15 protein-coding genes and 2 pseudogenes are annotated in these 18,745 nt (G+C 66.2%); 9 read left to right on the top strand and 8 right to left on the bottom strand.

Annotation, left to right across the window (positions count from 1 at the left end):
• Positions 1 to 827 precede the first annotated feature (827 nt).
• The 3 genes from VFW71_10255 to VFW71_10245 form a co-directional block, all read right to left on the bottom strand.
• Entirely contained in the window at positions 828 to 1,700 is an 873-nt protein-coding gene (locus VFW71_10255) for an IS3 family transposase (protein ID HEU5003144.1), read from the bottom strand.
• 377 nt (positions 1,701 to 2,077) lie between these two features.
• Entirely contained in the window at positions 2,078 to 3,214 is a 1,137-nt protein-coding gene (locus VFW71_10250) for a TIR domain-containing protein (protein ID HEU5003143.1), read from the bottom strand.
• A gap of 187 nt (positions 3,215 to 3,401) precedes the next feature.
• Entirely contained in the window at positions 3,402 to 4,481 is a 1,080-nt protein-coding gene (locus VFW71_10245) for a DUF3644 domain-containing protein (protein ID HEU5003142.1), read from the bottom strand.
• Positions 4,482 to 4,767: 286 nt separating this feature from the next.
• Here VFW71_10245 and VFW71_10240 point away from each other — a divergent pair, with 286 nt between their 5' ends.
• The 3 genes and pseudogenes from VFW71_10240 to VFW71_10230 all read left to right on the top strand — a co-directional run bounded on the left by VFW71_10240 (position 4,768) and on the right by VFW71_10230 (position 7,956).
• Complete coding sequence (locus VFW71_10240) at positions 4,768 to 5,640, top strand: site-specific integrase (protein HEU5003141.1); 873 nt, start codon at positions 4,768 to 4,770, stop codon at positions 5,638 to 5,640.
• A gap of 58 nt (positions 5,641 to 5,698) precedes the next feature.
• Entirely contained in the window at positions 5,699 to 7,573 is a 1,875-nt protein-coding gene (locus VFW71_10235; protein ID HEU5003140.1) for a hypothetical protein, read from the top strand.
• 71 nt (positions 7,574 to 7,644) lie between these two features.
• Positions 7,645 to 7,956 (top strand): annotated as a pseudogene (locus VFW71_10230) (transposase).
• 637 nt (positions 7,957 to 8,593) lie between these two features.
• Here the strand turns inward: VFW71_10230 and VFW71_10225 are convergent.
• Together VFW71_10225 and VFW71_10220 are read right to left on the bottom strand one after the other, a co-directional pair.
• Entirely contained in the window at positions 8,594 to 8,731 is a 138-nt protein-coding gene (locus VFW71_10225; protein HEU5003139.1) for a hypothetical protein, read from the bottom strand.
• Positions 8,732 to 9,111: 380 nt separating this feature from the next.
• Positions 9,112 to 9,444, bottom strand: coding sequence for an alpha/beta fold hydrolase (locus tag VFW71_10220; GenBank protein ID HEU5003138.1), 333 nt, complete (start codon positions 9,442 to 9,444; stop codon positions 9,112 to 9,114).
• A gap of 238 nt (positions 9,445 to 9,682) precedes the next feature.
• On the opposite strand from VFW71_10220, the gene VFW71_10215 reads away from it, so the two are divergent.
• From VFW71_10215 to VFW71_10200, 4 genes are all read left to right on the top strand, one after another.
• Positions 9,683 to 10,030 carry a hypothetical protein gene (locus tag VFW71_10215; protein HEU5003137.1) on the top strand — a complete coding sequence of 116 codons (348 nt, stop codon included), beginning with the start codon at positions 9,683 to 9,685 and terminating at the stop codon, positions 10,028 to 10,030.
• Positions 10,031 to 10,090: 60 nt separating this feature from the next.
• Entirely contained in the window at positions 10,091 to 10,732 is a 642-nt protein-coding gene (locus VFW71_10210; protein ID HEU5003136.1) for an alpha/beta fold hydrolase, read from the top strand.
• 527 nt (positions 10,733 to 11,259) lie between these two features.
• On the top strand, positions 11,260 to 11,949 hold the full coding sequence (locus VFW71_10205; GenBank protein HEU5003135.1) for an alpha/beta hydrolase: 690 nt from the start codon (positions 11,260 to 11,262) through the stop codon (positions 11,947 to 11,949).
• Between the two features lie 210 nt (positions 11,950 to 12,159).
• Positions 12,160 to 12,348, top strand: coding sequence for a hypothetical protein (locus tag VFW71_10200; GenBank protein ID HEU5003134.1), 189 nt, complete (start codon positions 12,160 to 12,162; stop codon positions 12,346 to 12,348).
• Here VFW71_10200 and VFW71_10195 read toward each other — a convergent pair.
• Entirely contained in the window at positions 12,311 to 14,599 is a 2,289-nt protein-coding gene (locus VFW71_10195) for a LuxR C-terminal-related transcriptional regulator (GenBank protein ID HEU5003133.1), read from the bottom strand. The genes VFW71_10200 and VFW71_10195 overlap by 38 nt on opposite strands.
• 60 nt (positions 14,600 to 14,659) lie before the next feature.
• Complete coding sequence (locus VFW71_10190) at positions 14,660 to 15,718, bottom strand: zinc-binding dehydrogenase (protein HEU5003132.1); 1,059 nt, start codon at positions 15,716 to 15,718, stop codon at positions 14,660 to 14,662.
• A 197-nt stretch (positions 15,719 to 15,915) separates the two neighbouring features.
• Here VFW71_10190 and VFW71_10185 point away from each other — a divergent pair.
• A pseudogene (locus tag VFW71_10185) lies at positions 15,916 to 16,067 on the top strand (FAD-dependent monooxygenase).
• A gap of 235 nt (positions 16,068 to 16,302) precedes the next feature.
• Here the strand turns inward: VFW71_10185 and VFW71_10180 are convergent.
• Positions 16,303 to 17,082: a methyltransferase domain-containing protein gene (locus VFW71_10180; GenBank protein ID HEU5003131.1), complete on the bottom strand. Its 780-nt coding sequence runs from the start codon at positions 17,080 to 17,082 to the stop codon at positions 16,303 to 16,305.
• Positions 17,083 to 17,164: 82 nt separating this feature from the next.
• Here VFW71_10180 and VFW71_10175 point away from each other — a divergent pair, with 82 nt between their 5' ends.
• Positions 17,165 to 18,682 carry an HD domain-containing phosphohydrolase gene (locus tag VFW71_10175; protein HEU5003130.1) on the top strand — a complete coding sequence of 506 codons (1,518 nt, stop codon included), beginning with the start codon at positions 17,165 to 17,167 and terminating at the stop codon, positions 18,680 to 18,682.
• Positions 18,683 to 18,745 lie beyond the last annotated feature (63 nt).

Genomic DNA, 18,745 nt, shown 5'->3' with positions numbered 1-18,745 from the left:
CGGGCACGACGCCGTCGTACTGCATCGCCTCGCCCGCTGCCCCGGTCTCCATCGCGGCCATGAGGGCTTCCACGCCATCAGAATCGGCATTTGTGTCGGATTATATGGGTTGAGGAAACTCCCGACGTTGGTGACGCCGAAGGGACCGAAAAACTCTTCACGCTTTGGCGAAGCAAGGCAATGGTCCTTGCCCTTCGATATATCGTGGCGTCCGATTATGGTCGGCATGGTGCCTCCTCGGTGTCGTCTGCGTGGCGACAACGGTAAGCGTCGCCTGGCGATCCTATTCCATGCCCCTTACCTTTGCGTCAACGAAGACGCTTCGAGTTGGCGGGACGCGATCCCAGCCAACGGCCGAACTGCCGCCCATGGGCGCTCTGTAGGCTCGGCGGCGCGTCGGCAAACAGCCGTCTGGGGGGATCATGGGGCGCAGAAAAGGGCGCAACCCATCTGGGATCCCCGGGGGACCGGCCGAGATGGGCCAGGAGCGTCGCTCCTGCCCAATTCGCTTTGGACCGTTCCCGCAGGTCACCAAGGGTCAATGGGTTTGACCCAGCCTACCTCGCACGGTAGAGGTCCGGGGTTCAAATCCGCGTCGCTCCACAGTGTAAGGATGCGCTAATCGCTTACAGACACCGCAATTTACGGCTTGTCTTCCATCTGCAAACGGGGCTGACTCCGAACGGTTCGAGCGAACATTGCGGCCAGCGAACGGCTGGCGAACAAAGGGATGAGTAGCCGAGCCCCTTGGACGGCAGGGCGGCCCCCATTGAAAACTCAAGCATCATGAACTTGCCCCAGTTCACCGGACAGGTTGGCTGAGGTGATCATGCCGCGTCTTGCTTGTAGGAGTGAAGGGCCTCGAACTCGACTGGGCTGAGGTTGCCGATCGAGGAGTGGCGGCGGGGGTTGTAGAAGGCCTCGATGTAGTCGAAGATCGCCTGGGCCAGCTCCTTGCGGCTGGCCCACTGTCGGCGGTCGAGCAGCTCGCGCTGCAGGGTCCCGAAAAACGACTCGGCCATGGCGTTGTCCAGGGCGTCGCCAACCGCCCCCATCGAGCCGAGCAGCCCGGCGGCCCGCGGCCGGCGGCCGAACGCCCAGGCGGTGTACTGGCTGCCCCGGTCCGAGTGCACGATGGTCTGGCCCGCCGGGCGCCTCCGCCAGATGGCCATCTGCAGGGCGTCGACGACCAGCTCGGTGCGCATATGGTCGGCGATCGACCAGCCGACCACCCGCCGGCTCCAGGCATCCAGCACAACGGCCAAGTACACCTTGCCCTCGTGGGTCGGGTGCTCGGTCACGTCGCTCACCCACAGCTGGCCCTGCCCGGTGGCGTTGAAATCGCGCTTCACCAGGTCGTCGGCTGGGGCGTCAGCGGGGTTGCGACGGGTGCAGCCCTTGCGCCGCCGGGTGAAGATCCCTTGGATGCCTGCGGCGGCCATCAGTCGGGCGATGCGCTTGCGGCCGACCCGGAGGCCCTCGCCGAGGACCAGCTCGGCGTGCACCCGCGGCGCTCCGTAGGTGCCCCGGGAGCTCTCTTGTGCACGATGATCTTCTCGGTCAGCGAGGCGTCGTCCACCGAACGCGCCGACGGGTGGGTCTGACGTGGCGCCATTCGTAGCAACCGCTGGTGGACACCCCGAGCACCCGGCAGCAGGTGGCGACAGGGTAGGTGGCCTTCTCCACCTCGATGAAGGCAAAGGTCACTTTGTCTTGTAGTTGCTCTCGTTGGCGACGAAGGCCGCGGCTTTTCCCAGGATCTCCTTTCTATCCTGAGCACCCGGTTCTCCCGGCGCAGCGCGACGAGCTCCTTGCGCTCGTCGGTGCTCAGTCCCTCCCGGTGGCCGTCGTCGATGTCGGCCTGGTGCATCCAGTTGCGCAGACAGGACTTCGAGAGGCCTAAGTCCTTGGCGATCTCGGCGACGGGCTTGGCCCGCTCCCGGCCGAGCTCGATGGCTCGCTGGCGGAACTCTGCTGGGTGAGGTGCTGGCACCCGGGCTCCTTTCCGAGGAGGGATAGCCTCCTCATCGTAGGTGTCCGGGAAACCGGGGCAAGCTCACCGTTCATCAAATGGGGGTCAGATGAAGAACCGCCGATAGGCGCGATCCCTGGCGTGAGCGCTGGCTCTCGCTGCTTCGGCCTCGAGGACGCGTGCGGACTCGCGGATCGATTCCTCACGATCCCTCTTAAGCTTCTCAACAATGGACGGAGGAATGATCTCTGGACGGACCTTCGCCAGATCGAGAAGGGCTCGCGTCGCGGCGTAGCGGTCATCGACGTTTCCGCTGCTAGTCAATTCGGCGATAATGGCGAGAGCTTCGGGCCGGGACAGGGCAAGTTCCTGAAGGGTTGCCAGTGCTGGGGCCCATACATACCAATCTTCTACGGCTGGGCGGCAAAGGATGGCTACTAAGTCAAGAGGAACCCTCCCAGGCAGCGTGAGGGCCAGCGTCCAGAGCGCTCCCACCGCCGCTATTCGGCACGTCGGGTCGTCGCTACGCGCAAGTTTCTCAATCGGTTCCGTGCCGATAAGCTCGGGGTCCAGCCCTAAGGCGGCTTCGAGGAGTGCGCCTGCAATCAATTGATCAGTTTGGCTCGACCGTTCGTCGGTGATGAGGCCCACAAGGCGCTCCACATAAGCACGTTGGTCATCCTTGCTAGAGTCTAGGAACAGATTAAGAACTCTCCTCTCGGCTTGCTCCGGCTCTCCCACCTGCAGCCCTTTCGTGGGGTCGTTCAGGTGAATTGGGCGGGGGATAGCTGGGCCGGCCGGGTGGGACGAACGGAGGTCCCATGCCTCAATTTGGAGCCGCAACTTCTCGAGGGCGGGCGCAAGGTCATCGGGGTCGAGTCTCTCGTAGACAGGCTGAATATTGCTGGGGAGTTTGACGGCTTGAGATTTGAATACGGCAACTCTGTCCCTCAGGGGTCTCGACCGCGCCCGCTGGATCTCGTCGATTATGTTCCGTCGAGTTTCCACGTCGCCAGTCGATAGCGTGTTATCGGGCGTACAAAGCGCAACGAAGGCGTCCGAGGCGTCCAGGTAGGCGTCGACCTTGTCTTCTAGGGTGAAGACCCCGACTAGGTTCGGCTCTTCGGTGACGATGATTCCTTTGATCCCCATCGCGTCGAGAGTATCCCGGAATTTACATGCGACGGACAACTTGTAAGCTTCCGAGCAACTCAGAAATACGGCGGTCCTGCCGGCGAGCATCGTCCCGACCTCCCCTCCTAAGATCCCATTGATCGTCGCACCTAGAAGCGTGGATTGGTGCCGGCGGCTTGGTGGCATTTGCACGCACGGCGGAGGACCAGGGTCGGGGGCACACTACTGCTAGGCTTCCTCGGGCGGCCCTTGCTCGTTCAGGATGAGTCTGCGGCGATGCGCGCGGACCCGCCTATTAACCCTGGTCGATGCGGCGAGAGTGGGCAAGATATTCGCGTCTAACTGAATCAACGTCGGCATGAGGGAGGGCGTCACGGATTCGAGTGAACGCATTGTCCGAGAAGCGCTTGATGCTCTGCGATCCGAACACGAAGGTGTGGGTGCAGTCAGGATCATTCTCCACATCGAGCTTCCATCGGAGGGCCTTGAGGCGTCCCGTGTCTAAGCCGAGACGGCGAGCGAGTTCACTGGGCGCCCAATGGTACTTACGCTGGAGGTCGACCTCCCGCACTGCGGCCGCCTCAGTGGGGTCATCGGGGCCGATGAACCGCACCGGAGCAGCAGGCTCAGAAGCGCTCCGCACGAATCGCACAGCGACATTGATGCCTTCGCCTGCGATGTCGGTAGCGACCTCACCTAGGCGCGGAAACACTTGTTGGAGGGGCAGCCCACTGCGAATCCCGGACTCAACCCGATCCACATCGCGTCGGCTGACCCGGACGTTGTCAGCAGCATGTGCTTCCATCGCTAGCAATGTCCGGATCCGAGCTCGCGCCTCTGGCCTTCGCCGGAGTCCCGGTCGAAGGAGTGCGGCAACCTGATGGTACTCCTCGTCGATTAGCAACTGGATATCACGCGGCGCCTCGGCGGAGATCGGCAGAACCCGATGGGGGAGGTAGTTCACCAGGCGATCCCCGAAGCACCGTTGGAGGAGATCGTCAAATAGGGTCACTGCCGCACGAGTGTGGGCGTAAAGGAGGCCTTCTGACACCTCGTTGAACCAGTGCTGGGCTTCATCGCGAAGCGCATCTATTGCGCGTAGAGTTCCTGCCTCGCCTTCGGTAACCGCCAGGTGCTCCCTAGACAAGTTCACGCACTTCTCGAACCCAATCGACTGGTCGAGTTGCGCATCAAAAACCGCTACACGCCTCTGCACTAACCCAGCCTTGAGAAGCATCTCAAATGAGTGTTGCAGCTTAAGAAGAACATCTGCGGCCCGACCATCGTCGTCATGACTGTTGAAGCTGGCGAGAGCTCGGCGTAGGGACGACAGCGCCTTGCCCTTCAGGATGGCTGCCTCGCGCCGTAGTCTCACGCGGGCAATTTTGACCCATCGGGGGACCCTTGACTCGCCAAGGCGTACCCAGCGCGATCCGTAGGCCCGATCAAAGGCGTTCGTCGAGGGACGCTTGCATCCCAGCGACCCACCACCCGGAGCCCGGATCATGATCCGGGCCGAGCCATTGCCAGGAAGTGTTTTGCGCGAGATTGGCTCAGCCGTGAATCTGCGTTTCACTGGGGAGTCGCCCCGAAATCCGGCTCCCGCCAGGCACGTGGCCGCAGGATGAAGCCCGTACGTTTACTGCGAAGTAGGAGGTCCCATGGCCGCACAGGTGCTTTCGTTCTCGGTCGAGCCGGTCGGGCTGGCCGAGGCGGCAGCCGCCTTCCTGGGCGAGTGCTCGCTGGCCAGGACAAGCCGGCGGGTGTACGCCCTCACCCTGGGCCGCCTCGAGATGGCGGTCGGCTCGGCGTTCCCGGCGGGGGAGCTCGACGCCGCCACGCTCAAGCAGTTCTTGGCCACCGCTTACCCCAACGTCAAGCCAGCGACCTGGAACCGCAACGTGGCCACCTTGAAGAGCTTCTGTGGCTACTGTCGGCGCCAGGGCTGGATGGTGTCGGATCCGACCGGGCCGATCGAGCGGCGGCGGGTCGACGTCGACGAAACGCGGGCGATCGACTTCCCCGAGCTCGAGGCCCTGTGGGGCCGCCGCGACGTGCCCGTGCGGGAGAAGGCGCTGTGGCGGCCGCTCTACGACACCGCCGCCCGGGCCAGTGAGATCCTCGCTCTGGACGTCGACGACGTGGACCTGCCCAACCGGAGGGCACGGGTGGTCTCTAAGGGCGGCGCCATCGAATGGGTGCATTTTGCCTCCGGATCCGCCCGCCTGCTGCCCCGGGTCATCCGCGACCGCAAGGAGGGCCCCCTGTTTCTGGCGTCGCTCCGGCCGGTTCCCGCCCGGGCGCCGGCGGCGACCGACCTCGATCCCGTCCTCGGCCGGGCGCGCTTGTCTTACCGTCAGGCCGAGGAGCTCTTCGATCGCTACTCCGGCGGCCGCACGCTGCACCAGCTGCGCCACTCGGCCCTGACCCATCTCGCCGAAGCGGGGGTGTCGGAGGTGATGCTGATGGCCAGAGTCGGCACCGCTCCCTGCAGACGCTGCAGCGCTACGCCCGGCCGGGGCCTGCGGCAATAGCAGACATGACGGCGCGCAACGATCCCGAGGCTCGCGGTTTCTCTGGGAGTTTGGGCCGTTGCAGATGACCGGACTTTTCACTGACGTTCGGCGTTTAAAGCCGCTTTCGGCAGCGCTAGTCGGAGAGTTGCTCTCACCCGTCGCCGGCCAGATTGCACGCCTAGACGAGGAGAACTTCAAAGATCGGTCGGATGAGGCGGTGGTCGCACAGCTTCTGGAGGCCTACTGGCAGCCCCCGATGCTCGGTGCGGTCACGGTTGAAATGGCAGGGCAAGGTGCACCTCATCCTCGGCAGCGGGGGGAGAAGCCAACCACATTCGTCCCCTCGGTCCGCTTCTCACTTCGATGGGAGATCTGCGGTAGGGCGGAGTGGCTTGACTACTGGCCGGATCATGGCCAAGACGCTGTATCCCTCAAGGCGATCGATGAGATCTTCCTGCCTCCCGACCTCCACAGGGAGGCAGATAGGGCCGATTGGAACCGATTGAGTGAACTGAGCTCCAATCTATACCAGCGACAGGGTTCGGCGGTAACCAGCTTCGTGGAGGTGCCCCGAAGCGAGGAAGCTGACCCCCAGGCCATCCGTGAACAACGGGTAGCCGAGCGAACGCAAATGCTTGCCGGATACTTGGATGCTGTTCTCAAGACGGCTGCGGGCGTCCAGGAGGAGGCTGCCGCGCGCCTGCGGTACCTTGTGGAACGTCGACGGTCCGACCTCAGGTGGCAGCGGGAAGTGCGCCAAGGTCTAGACATCACCGAAGGCTCGCAAATCGAGGCCGCAGGGGCCGATCCTGGTTCAGTGTCCCAGGAGATGTTCGGGATGATCCGAGAGTCTTACAACGGTTTCCGCATCGACCATGAGCCGTCCGCCGATGCCGCCCGGGCCTATCGGGATCACTCGTTTGAGGCTTCTCCTGCGGATCGGCCCAATCAGGGAGCTTTCAGTGTGCGTATGCGTGTGCACTTCAGCTACGCGCTCCGAGAACTCCCCGCGGTCCAGCCAGGGGAGGCAGCATCGAAGCTGGCTCGTGAGCTGGGTCTCCGCTGGGTCCACGGACTTGTCGATACGGAGCGCTACGACTTGGGCCGGACCTATGACTTGGAGCGGACCGAGGCGTGGGAGCCAAACTTCTCCGAAACGGACCTCGACGATGAATTGCTGCGCGTTGAACTATTAACCGCCCTCAGGCGCCTCGAAATGAAGCAGGGCACCACGACTACAGTGCTCCAACTCGACATTCCGGGATGTACGGATATTTGGGGCGTGTCTCTCTCACGCGTTCGCGGGCTTATCCGGCTTCTTGTCACGGAGCGGCTAGTCGAGCCTTACCTGGAGACGTACGGCTGCGTTGCGGAAGATGGGTGCTGTCGCATTACGGGACAGGGGTTGAGAGCGCTTCGTGCTGAGACCGATGCGGGAGCCCTTAAAGTCATCTATGTTGACGATATCGATAGTTTCAGCAGAGTGACCGACGTTCCGGCGCGGGAAGTAGCAAGCGAACTTGTCGGTGGCCTTCTTAGCGTACCTGAGTCCCGTGTCAAGGAGCGTTTCCGGGAGATTCTTGGCGAGAACTTCGAACATAAGGACTGGGGCGGCGAACGCTCGGATGTCTTCTCGACTCAACTCAGGTACCGCGGCAGGCGTGTCACAGCTGCATTTCTTCTCAAGGGACCAGGCACCAGGCGGAACACGATGTATCCGAGAGATCTTGGTAAGAGGGGTGACCAGGATCTCCGGCTATTTGCCGAACCTGCTGAGCTGTTTGTCGTGCAGTTCAATGGCAAGATTGATTCCTCGGTGCACTCAAGGGTTCGAGCCACCGCGCAGGCCTATGCGCCCAAGGATCGTCCAACTCTTCTCTGTTTCATCGACGGCACAGATACCGCGCGGATCCTAAAGGCGTATGCGAAGCGCGGCGACGCCAATGGCTGAGCATCTATACCACATGCGGAACCGGAGAGGACTTAGGGACACGGGCCGGGCCGCGGTCCCACCACGAAGCCGAGCACAAAGAGGAGCTGCTCGCCTTCGCCGCCTTCCCCGCCGCTCACTGGAAGAAGTTGTGGTCGACGAACCCCCTCGAGCGGGTGAACAAGGAGATCAAGCGCCGCAGCGATGTCGTCGGCATCTTCCCCAACGAGGCCGCGGTGCTGCGCCTGGCGGGTTCAGTGTTGCTGGAGATCCACGACGAGTGGGCCGTCGGCGATTGCCGCTACCTGTCCCAAGCCTCCATGGCGCAGCTGTACGAAACCGGCAAGGATGGGGCTGAGCGAAAGGAGGTGGAGAAGGCCAACAACGATTTGCTGGCGTCGTAGCAAGCGCCGCTGAGGATCAGCGTGTGGCCTTCAAATTCCACCACTCCACGGGGCACGGCCCTGATCGTTGTCCGCCCACCCGGATTTCCCCATGTCCATTGACACGCAGCGCGGTGGTCCCGCCGGCGGCCCAGGTGGCCGGGTGCTCTCGAAGACCCAAGTGACCGCTGGGAGACCCTCATTGTGTGGGTTGGCGGAACCGACGGCACGAACGGCGGCGGGCAGGACTCCTCCCCGGGCTTTTCCGGCAGGGGCGCGTCCGATGTGCGTGGGGGAGGATCCGGCGTGAGCAACCGCATCCTTGTTGCCGGAAGTGGTGGTGGCCAAGGTCAAGCGCTTGACCAGGCGATCCCCACCTTAGGGATGGGCGGAGCCGGTGGCTCCAGCGCAACTTCGGAACGCCTCTGCTGGGTGCGCCGTTGCCGGTGCGCCGCGGGTGAAGAAGGTGTTGCCCCGGTTGCTGGGGCCTGGGGTGCTCTGCGTCGGGAACCCGCCCGGAGCACCGTAGCAGACGATGTTGGGCATGCCCTCGGTGATGGTCCAGCCGGGGATCGTGACGCCCTGTTCGCCATTGGGGCGCATTCGCCGGTCTCGGCCCCCGGGTTCAGGAGGAGGTTGGCGCTCTGGGCCGCGCGGCTCAGGGCCGCCCGCCCGTGAAGAACTCGAGCAGCAGCTCGTTGACCCGGCCAGGGGCGTCCAGCGGGATCCAGTGGCCGGCGGATTCGATGCGCCGGTAGTGCCACTCGTCGGCGACCCGGTCGGCGGAGGCCCGCACTTGCGCCTCCCCGCAGTACGGGTCGTGGGCACCCCACAGGGCCAGGTCGGGCAGGTGACGCCGGGCAGGCCGACCGCGCCATCGACCAGGAACTCAGGACTCTGGCGGCCCCGATACCAGTCCAGCGCCGCCTTCAGCCGGCCGGGCCGGGACAGGTCCTCCAGATAGCGCTCCAGATCGGGAGCCCCCGCCGCCCACTCCCGGAACAGCCGCCAGTCGTCTTTGCGGAAGGCCTCGTCGGCGAAACCTTCGTGGCGCACGAACCACATGTACCAGGACCTCGCCCGCTGGGGAACCCCCTCGATCCAGTAATCCGCCGGATGGCCCACGGAGAGCACGGCCAGCCGGCGTACCCGATCCGGCATGAGCGCGGCGATCCCTCAGGCGGCCGCCGCCCCGATATCGTGGCCGACGAGGTCGACATGGCTCAGGCCGAGCTGGTCGATCAGTGCGACGAAGTCGGCGAAGAAGTGCTGGTTGGTATAGGACGCGGTGTCCGGAGGGGCGTCGGTCTCCCCCATGCCGCGTAGGTCGGGAGCGATGACCCGGAACCCCGCCCCGGCGAGGGCCGGCACCTGGTGGCGCCAGAGGTCGGCGGAGTCGGGAAAGCCGTGCAGCAGCACGACCGGCGGGCCCTGCCCGGCGTCGACAAGGGCCATGGAGAGGCCGTTCACGGCGATGGTCGTGCGGGGCAACTCCCGGGGTCGGCTCACGGCCGAATCCTCTCACCTTCGGCGACAAGGCCCTCCACGACTTGGATGCATCGGCTCTGAGCCGGGTGGCTGCGTTTCCGATCGGCGAAAGGAGTTGCCGACTTTTGACTGCCGTATGGGCGCCTCGTACGCTTCCCGTGTGACCGCATCCAGGAGGGACGTGGGCACAGCTGGTGTGGCGGGTCAACCGAATCCGCCGGCGGTTGATGGAGATCGCCCCTCCGCCCACCGGCACAAGGTGGACTGCAATGTGCCGGCGAAGATGTGCGACGGCGTGACCCTGCCGGGTCGACGTGTTCCGTCCCCTACCGACCAGCCGGGGCCCGCCATCGTGTCGGCGCACCCCTACAACAAGGACAACATTCCGGCCGCGGGACGCAACGGCAAGGCGCTCAACATCGAAGTGCCGGATGCTGCCGCAGCGCGATGTCGTCAATTTCTCGACGTGGAGCGGCTGGGAGGCGCCGGACCGGGCCGTCTGGGTGCCTCGGGGCTGCGTCGAGCTGATCGCCTGGGCCGTCGGCGGGAGCTGGTGCAAGGCAAGGTGGGCCTCGACGGCGTCTCGTACCTCGCCATCAGCCAATAGCCGGAGACTGACGTCCCCTATCGCTACGCCGGTGTCAACGGGCTCCACCTCTTCTACCAGGTGTACGGTCAGCAGCACGGAAAGGGCACTCCGCTCGTCCTGCTCCACGGCGAGCTGCAGACCATCGAGCTCTGCTTTGGCACCGCGCTCCCCACCCTGGCGAAGCAGCGCCGGGTCATCGCCGTCGAGCTTCAGGGCCACGGCCGCACTGCCGACGTCCAGCGGCCCATGACGTTCGAGCATCTGGCCGGCGACGTCGTGGGTCTGCTCGACCACCTCGGCATCGAATGGGCGGACGTGTTCGGGTTCAGCCTCGGCGGCCTGACGGCTTACCAGTTGCTCATTGACCATCCGGAACGCATCCGGCGGGCGGTCGTGGCGTCGGTCGACCACCACAACGAGCGGGGAGGCGAGGCCCTCGCGATTGGTCTTGGCTTGGCGTGTCGACTTGGGCCACGCGAGCATCAGGGGTTCATCTCGTGGCGCCCCATGGAACCTGTCGAACAAGCGATGGGAAGAGGAGTTCGCCTCTTGGCCGGTACGGATCTGGCTGGGCCGGGGCCAACCACCGGACTGCGGAGCGTCGTGCGGTCGTCGCTCGATCTGACGCGCTCCAACGGCCTGCAACGAACTCTGACGAACCAGTGTTCGGGGGCGGGTGAACATCTGGGTATGACAACTGATGGCTGTAAAGTAGGGTAGTACAGTGTAGAAGTGATCAGTCACAGTTCACGGTTCCCACGATGGAGGCAGGGAGGGAATTCCCTCGCACGGAAGACGTCCGGGGTTCGAAGCTCCGTCGCTCCCCGACGAAACCACATGCTCACCTAATTGGGGCTGTCGGTCGTCCCAGGAGTGCGATCTGAGGCCGCGTTCAGGCCGGGCTGCTGCAGGAAGTCTCGGTACGCGCTGTCAGCAGCGCACAGTGACTAGCCCGGTCAGTGCGCTGCTGATGCGCGCTGACGAGCGCGATCTTCCCGCAGCAAGCCCCCACTCGTCTTCCGCCGGAGGAATTACGCATGCCCTGTACGTAATCTTGCGGACGACCCGGTAAGGCCTTTTTCGGCACACTTTTGCCGCGAGCCGAGCAGCGGAGCCGGAGGCGGAGCGTCATGAGATTGACGACTACACCACGAAGGAGTCCCATGCACCTGTCGTATGACGATGCAGGGACGGGTGAGCCAGCTCTCGTGCTCATCCACGGATAGGCCTTCGGCAACCGCTCACATCTGGTCCCCCAGTTCGAACACTTGGCGGCGACCCGGCGCGTGATCCTGCTCGACCTGCCTGGCCAGGGCGGGAGCGACCCCGCTCCGGCAGGCTTCGCATTCGCGGACTGCGCTGCGGCGATCGGGGGTGTTCTTGACGCGACCGGGATCGAACTGGCGGTCGTCTGCGGCCACAGCTTCGGGGGCCGGCTCGCGGTGGAGGTCGCCGCGGCCTATCCCGGGCGCATCGCCGGAGCCGCCTTGTTGGACCCTGTGCTCCTCTTCCCGGCGGTCGTCCGCGAGGGGGCCACCATGCTCGCTGCGGCGCTCGATTCCGATGGGTGGCGCACGGCGCTGGAGAATTACTTCTCAGCCCTGCTGAGCCCCTTCGACCCGCCGGAGGTGAGGTCCAAGGTGCTGGGCGAGCTCCCGGAGATTCCGCGCGTTCTGGCCGCTCAGGTGATGCGGGCCGGGATGTCGGGCGACGGCTCGGAGGCCCTGGCCCAGGTGCGGTGTCCGATCCTGGTGATCCGTCGGCACGAAACCCCTCACGACCTGCAGCGGCTGCATGCGCTGCAGCCGGAGGCGTGGGTCGGCCAGGTGGTCGGCACCGGCCACTGGATGACCCTCTCAGCTCCCGATCAGGTGAACGCGATGCTCGACCGCTTCCTGGAATCCGGCGTCAGCGCCTCGGCCCGATCCATGGTGTAAGAGAAAGGAGCACGACATGGCCAAAGCTCGAAAGGACACAGCACCGATCACCATCGACACTCCCGCGTACGCCTGTCGGACCGTAGCGCTGGGCGACTGGACCGTTGCGTTCGAGACGATTCGTAGGGGCGGAGACGCGGCTCCCCTCTTCCAGGGCTGCCGGACGACCGCTGTCCTTGTCCGCACTGGGGGATCGTGGTGCGCGGGCGTATGACCTTGCGCTACCGAGATCACGAGGAGACGTTCGAGGCGGACGACGTCTTCTACTCGCCGCCCGGTCACCTGCCCATTGCTGACGCCGGCACCGAGCTCATCACGTTCAGCCCAACGGCCGACCTGGAACAGGTCAACGCGCACCTGGCTAGGAGTCTGGAACGAATGAGCGCCTCCCATTCCTGAGGGTCGGTTCTGAGCTCGCGTCGCGCACCAACGCCGCCAGCTGCGTCCGGTTCCTGAGGTCGAGCTTGCGCAGCACACGTTCGACGTGCACGTCCACCGTGCGCACCGACAGATACAGCCGCTCCGCGATCTCACGGTTGGTGAGACCCTGGGCGACGAAACCGGCGACCTCCCGCTCCCGAGGCGTGAGCTGGTGCCAGCCCGAGGGGGCGCCGTCCTCGGGATCGTCCGACACGGCCACGGCATGCGCTTCTCTCGCTGACAGCCGCCGGCCCTCGGCGACGAGCCGCCGTGCCGCCGGACCCAGGACCCGCCGGGCGGGCTCCAGCAACGCGTCCTGTTGCCAGGTCCAGGCCGGCGGTAGCCGCGCACCTCTGGCCGCGGCGTAGGCCGCCGCCGCGCCGGCGACTCGCATCGCGCTCCGGGGTCGCCCGCGCGCCGAGGCGAGGGTCGCCAACCGGGAGAGCTGCATTGCGATATGCCAGTGATCGCTGAGCTCCAGGGATACGGCAAGCGCGGCCTCCAACGCCTCCTGCGCCGCCTCCAGATCGCCGGCCTCGCCGAGAACCGCGCCCAGCATGGTCAGCGCCTGAGCCTCGAATGCCCTCCAGCCGATCCCGCGGCAGAGCTCGAGGGTGTCTTGGAACTGCCCGCGCGCCTCCTCCAGTCCGCCGGCGCGGTAGAGGGCGATGCCGGTGAAGAACCGCCAGCGGGCCTCGGCGATCCGATCCGCGGATTGCGCTACGGCCTTGCCTGCCTCTGCCAGCAGCGGCAGGGCTTGTTCGTGGCGTCCGCGACAGGTCATCTCGTGACCCGACCAGATCATGGCCATCGCCAGCCCAGCGCGGTCGTCGATGGGTCGGGCAAGCGCCATGCTCTCCTCCAGTAGGCCCGGGACGCCGGCCAGATCGCCTTGGTCGATGGCCAGATCGGCGGCTGCGTTGAGGGCGCGAACGCGGGTTGCGCCCGGTTGGCCCTCCGCCAGAAGGGCCATCCCAAGCCGAGCGCGGCCCTCGGCGAAGTGGCCACGCAACGCCCAGAACGGGTAGCAGGCCACGCCCAGCTCCAGTGCACGTGCCGGATCGCGCTCGTGGAGCCAGCCGAAGGCGGCACGAAGGTTGTCGTGCTCGAGCTCGAACCAATCGAGCGCGGGCTTCACGGCGGGGCCGAACAGCTTGGGCTCCGCCTCGATCGCCAGCGCCATGAAGGCATCGGCGTGAGCTACCCCGACCCTCTCCTCGGAGCCGGTCTGCGCCAATCGCTCGGCCGCGAACTGACGCACGGGTTCCAGCATGGTGAAGCGGGCCCGGCGCCCCGGATCCGAAGGAAAGAGGAGGCTGTGGTCGACCAACTCGGCGGCCCCGGCGAGCACGTCGTCGAGTCCTGCGGCGGCAGCGACGTTCTCCAGCTCGTCCAGCCCGATCCCGCCTCGGAAGACCGAGCACGCCGCCAGCACGGATCTCCCGGTGGCTGTCAGCAGCGCCTCACTCCACTCGAGCGTGGCTCTGAGCGTGCGTTGCCGCTCGGGGGCATCCTGGGGGCCGCCCACCAGGATCGGAAGCGATCGCTCGAGCCGGGTCAGCATTGCGCTCGGCGGCAGCACCCGAACCCGCGCCGCGGCCAGCTCGAGCGCCAGGGGCAGCCCATCCAGCCGCCGGACAATGCGCGCGATCTCCGCTGCGTTGTCCTCGTCAAGGCTGAACTCGGGAACCACCGCCGCGGCGCGTGCCACGAAGAGCTGCGCGGCCTCGCTGCCTGCGACGCTGGCCAGATCCTCGGCGAGCGGGACATGCAGCGGGCGCACCGTCAGCAGGCGCTCGCCCTGGATACGCAGCGGAGCCCGGCTGGTGACGAGGAACCGGAGCCAGGCTGTTCGCTGCACGAGCATCGCGACCGCCGGCGCGGCCGGCAAGAGGTGCTCGAAGTTGTCCAGGATCAGCAGGCAGCGCCGCTTTGCCAGGAGCCCGGCCAGAGCTTCAGCCAGCTCCTCCCCGGCGAGGGCCCGCAGACCCACGCTCTGAGCGATGGTGGGCAGAACGAGCCCGGGATCGGTGATGGACGCCAGGCTGACGAACGTCGACCCGTCCCGGAACTCGGGGGCGATCGCCTCGGCGAGCTCGGTTGCCAGCCGAGTCTTGCCCGCACCGCCGGCACCAACCAGGGTCAGGACCCGGCCGGCCTGTAGGAGCCGTCGGGCGTTCTCAAGCTCTTCCCGGCGGCCGACGAAGCTGGTTGGCCACATGCGCTCCATCACCACACGCCGCAACACTACCGAAGCGCCTGCGGGTGGTGGCGGTCGCGCCACCCCGTCCTAACCGCCTGGCTGGCTTGCGTCCGAAGCGGCCAAGGGGGTTGGAACCAGGAGCACTTTGCCGAAGTTACGTCCGTCCTCGAGTTGAGCGTGGGCTTCCCCGGCTCGCTCGAAGGGGAAGATTGAGTCGATCACGGGGTCGATCTGTCCGAGTGCCCACATCTCAATCAGCTCACCGAAGCTTGAGCGCAGTTCTTCGGTGAGATCCCACAAGTGACCCAGGTTGAATCCGAACACCCCCTTGTTGGCGTTCATCAGCTGGAGGGGATGGAACAGCGGCGTCGTCGCCAGCGCAGGGGGCATGGTTCGCCACGCTCTCCGTCGGGAACGGGCGGCCCCCGCCGAGAATCCAAAACAAAAGAGCCTTCCCAAAGGCGCCAGACAGCGGTAGCTCTTGCGCATCGTGGTACCGCCGATGGAGTCGAGCGCCACGTCGACGCCGCGGCCGGCCGTGATTTCCTTGACTTGGGTCTCGAAGTCCTGCGTCCGGTAGTCGATCGCATGGTCGAGGCCCATCCCTCGCAGCCGTTCGTGCTTCTCCTCGCGGGCGGTACCGATCGTCACCGCGCCACGGTTCTTGGCGAGTTGAAGGGCCGCCAGCCCAATGCCCCCGGCTGCGGCGTGGATGAGGACCCATTCCCCAGAGCGAAGGGAACCGAGGCGCTGCAGCATCAGGTACGCGGAGAGGAAATTGACCGGTAGACCCGCCGCTTTCTTGAGATCCTTCCCCGCCGGCACGACCTGAACGCGGTCGGCCGGGACAACGACGGAGCTGGAGTACCCTCCAAAGTGCGTGAGCGCGATGACCCGCTCGCCCTCCGTGAGGCCGGCGACCCCAGCGCCCACCTCGTCGACGTGCCCGGCGACCTCGTAGCCCACGACCGTCGGCGGCTTGGGCGCATCCGGATACAACCCGGCTCGAGCCAGCACGTCGGCGAAGCAGACACCGGCGGCGGAGACGGCGATCCTTATCTGCCCCGCCCGGGGATGGAGGTCCGGAGCCTCACGCACCTCCAGGACTTCTGGGCCTCCTGCCGACCTGATCCAAACCTGCTCCACGAAGCCCCTCCCTCATGGCGTGACGACAATTCAAATACCACGAGGGTCCCTGCGGCGAATCGATCCGAGGAGCACGCCCCACTGACCCTCGAGGAGATGCGAGCCATCGTGGGCGAACGAGGTCCTGCCCCAAGGCACATCGACCAACCGCCTGGCTGGGCATCTTCCGGGCGTCACGACGCTCCGCCCCCCAATGCCGCCAGGGACGGGTCTTCTGGCGGGCGATGCCGACCACATCCATAGACCTGCCGTCGGCCAGGGAATGAACACCGGGCTCGGCGACGCCGCGAACCTCGGCTGGAAGCTGATCCTGGTCGCCGGCGGACGGGCCTCGGAAAGCCCGCTCGACCCCTGCGAGCCTGCCCGCTCTGCTGCAAGGGCTTGCCTCCTACGAGGACGCGCTCAGCGTCTTTTCCGTCGACCCCGCGGATCCACTTGCCCGGCGGTATGGCCTGAAGGCGGGCTGGGCCTGCGCCAGCCGCCGGACAGCTACGTAGGCCACATCCGGAAGTCGAGTGGACTTGAGGGCTGCCTGTCGCGGTGCCTGGTCCCGCCCGCAGCGCTGGTGAAGCCGAGCAATGTCGCTACCGGGTCGCGGTGAAGCAGAACTGGAGGCACGCGAAAAAGAAGCGTCCGAGCTCGCCGAGCTCACGTTGCTCGTCGGCCCATGCCTGGGCCTCTTCTTGGGTGATCCCGTCGCGGCCGGCGACGTACTGAGCGATGCCCGGCAGAATCGACACGCCGTAGCTGTCGGGGTCGAACTCGATGGCCGTGAAGGCGTGGCCCTCGGCGGCAACGCTCGTGAATCCCGCCGACCGCAGCGCTGCACCAAGTGTCCGCGGCAACGATGGGTGGCTCAGGTGAGCATCCCAGGCTCGCAGGACTCGCCCCATGCGGTCGGAGTCGGCGGAGTGCCAGGACATGGTGGCCCAATCGACGTCCCATACCACCAGCCGCCCGCCGGGTCGCAGGACCCGGCGCAGCTCCTCGAGCGCGGCGCCGACGTCTTCGACGAACTCCAGGACCTGGACGCTCAGGGCTGCATCGAACGAAGCGTCCGCCAGCGGGAGTGAGGTGGCCGGGGCCCTCGAGAAGGCGACATGGGGCCGGCCCTCGCAGCGCCTCGCGGCCAGGGCGAGCATGTTGGCGCTGAGGTCGACCCCGACGACGGCGCCGGCCGGTCCCACCCGCTCGATCAACTCGGCGACGTAGAAGCCCGGCCCACATCCGACGTCGAGGATGCGCTCCCCGGTCTTCGCGCCAAGCGCGTTGTGAACCAGGAGACGACGCAGCTGGATGTCGCGCCGCGCGTAATTCGATTCGAGTTGCCGCGAGAGCTTCTCGTCAAAGACCAGCTGGCTCATTGGCCCTGATGGTAGCGCCCGCACGGGCTGCCGGACACAGCCGGCACTCGACCCGACGACGGCGCCCTGCCACAATTCCATTGTGCAGCTCAGGATCGCGGATCCGCTTATCGGGCTCTCGGCCATCGGGGATCTCGGCAGGGGGCTGGAGCCCGGCCACGCCGCCCGCACGTGCTTCATCGGCTGCCGGCTCGCCCGAGGCCTTGAGGCTGGAGACGACACCGTACGGGCGGTGTTCTACGCCGCCCTGCTGCAGCACATCGGGTGCATTGCCCATGCTCATGAGACCGCCGAGCTCGACGAGGGACGCACCATCCCAATGAACGTGGCCGCCGATCGTACGGACTTCTCGCGGCCCGCCGACATCCTGACCACGTTCTTGGCTGAGCTCAGCAACGGCGCCGGCCTTCTTACCCGTCTCCGGTTGCTCATGCCCGCGGCTCGCATGGCCAAGGTCGTGGCGCGCACCTCGTGCGAGGTGGGAGAGGCCACGGCTCGGCGCCTCGGCCTTTCCTCCGAGGTGCAGGTTGCTCTTCGCCACATGGCGGAGTGGTACAACGGCAAAGGCGGCTATTTGCGGCGCAAGGGCGAGGAGATCCCGCTCGCGGCCCGCGTCGTGCTGGCTGCGTTCACGGTGTCGATCTTCGACCTGCTAGTGGGTCCCGAGGCCGCGCTGGAAACGGCGCGCGCCCGCGCGGGCAAGATGCTCGACCCCGAGGTCGCCGACTGCTTCATCCGCGAGGGGCGGGGCCTCCTGAAGGAGCTTGCCGACGGCGACGTCCTGAAGTCGCTCCCCGACGAGGAGCCGGATCCCAAGAGCATCGTCGGCGAGGACGGTGTCGACGAGATCGCCGTCGCGTTCGGGGAAGCCGTCGATCTGAAAACGCCCTACACCCAAGGGGCCGCCAGGCGGGCCTTTGAGCTCGTCGGGGCGGCGGCCGCCGGCGTCGGCCTGGAGGCGGCGGTGGTCGTCCAGGCCCGCCGGGCCGCAGCACTCCGGGACATCGGCAAGGCCGCTCTCAATAATGCGGTCCTCGAAAAGCCGGGGCCGCTGACCGAGATCGATCGCGAGCAGGTGCGGCTGCACGCTTACCAGAGCGAGCGGGTGCTCCGCCGCGCTCCTGCCCTGGCCAGCGAAGCAACGCTCGCCAGCATGCACCACGAACGTCAGGACGGCAACGGCTACCACCGAGGACTGAGCGGGCCAGCGATCCCGATGGCGGCTCGCCTGATCGCCGCCGCCGATGCGCTGGTCGCCATGACCCAGCCACGGCCGCAACGAGCGGCCTTGAGCCTGGACGAGGCGTGCGCGCAGCTCACCGGGGACACGGGCCTCGACGCCGACGCGGTGGCATCGGTGGTCGCTGCCGCTCAAGGCTCCACGCCCAGGCGCCGGCGCACGCTGCCCGCTGACTTGAGCGAGCGCCAGGTCGAGGTGCTCCGCCTCGTCGCGCACGGGCTGACCAACCGCCAGATCGCCGATCGGCTGGTGGTATCGCCCCGCACCGCGGAGCACCACGTCCAGGACATCTACGTCAAGATCGGAGTCGCATCCCGGGCCGGAGCGGCCCTCTTTGCGTCTGAGCACGATCTTCTCTGAGAACCCTTGCCCCCAAAAACATTGGTAGGTCTACCGATGTCGCCTGCCCACCGTCGAGCGCAT

This window comes from Actinomycetota bacterium, assembly GCA_035765775.1.
Taxonomy (GTDB): Bacteria; Actinomycetota; CADDZG01; order JAHWKV01; family JAOPZY01; genus DASTWV01.
Note: the sequence above shows the minus strand (reverse complement) of the source record. Positions and strands in the feature narration are given on the sequence as shown.

Excerpts from the sequence above, each read along its gene's own strand:
- VFW71_10250 (HEU5003143.1), bottom strand. The coding sequence starts at position 3,214 with ATGCTCGCCGGCAGGACCGCCGTATTTCTGAGTTGCTCGGAAGCTTAC.
- VFW71_10240 (HEU5003141.1), top strand. The coding sequence starts at position 4,768 with ATGGCCGCACAGGTGCTTTCGTTCTCGGTCGAGCCGGTCGGGCTGGCC.
- VFW71_10200 (HEU5003134.1), top strand. The coding sequence starts at position 12,160 with ATGACCTTGCGCTACCGAGATCACGAGGAGACGTTCGAGGCGGACGAC.
- VFW71_10195 (HEU5003133.1), bottom strand. The coding sequence starts at position 14,599 with ATGGAGCGCATGTGGCCAACCAGCTTCGTCGGCCGCCGGGAAGAGCTT.
- VFW71_10180 (HEU5003131.1), bottom strand. The coding sequence starts at position 17,082 with ATGAGCCAGCTGGTCTTTGACGAGAAGCTCTCGCGGCAACTCGAATCG.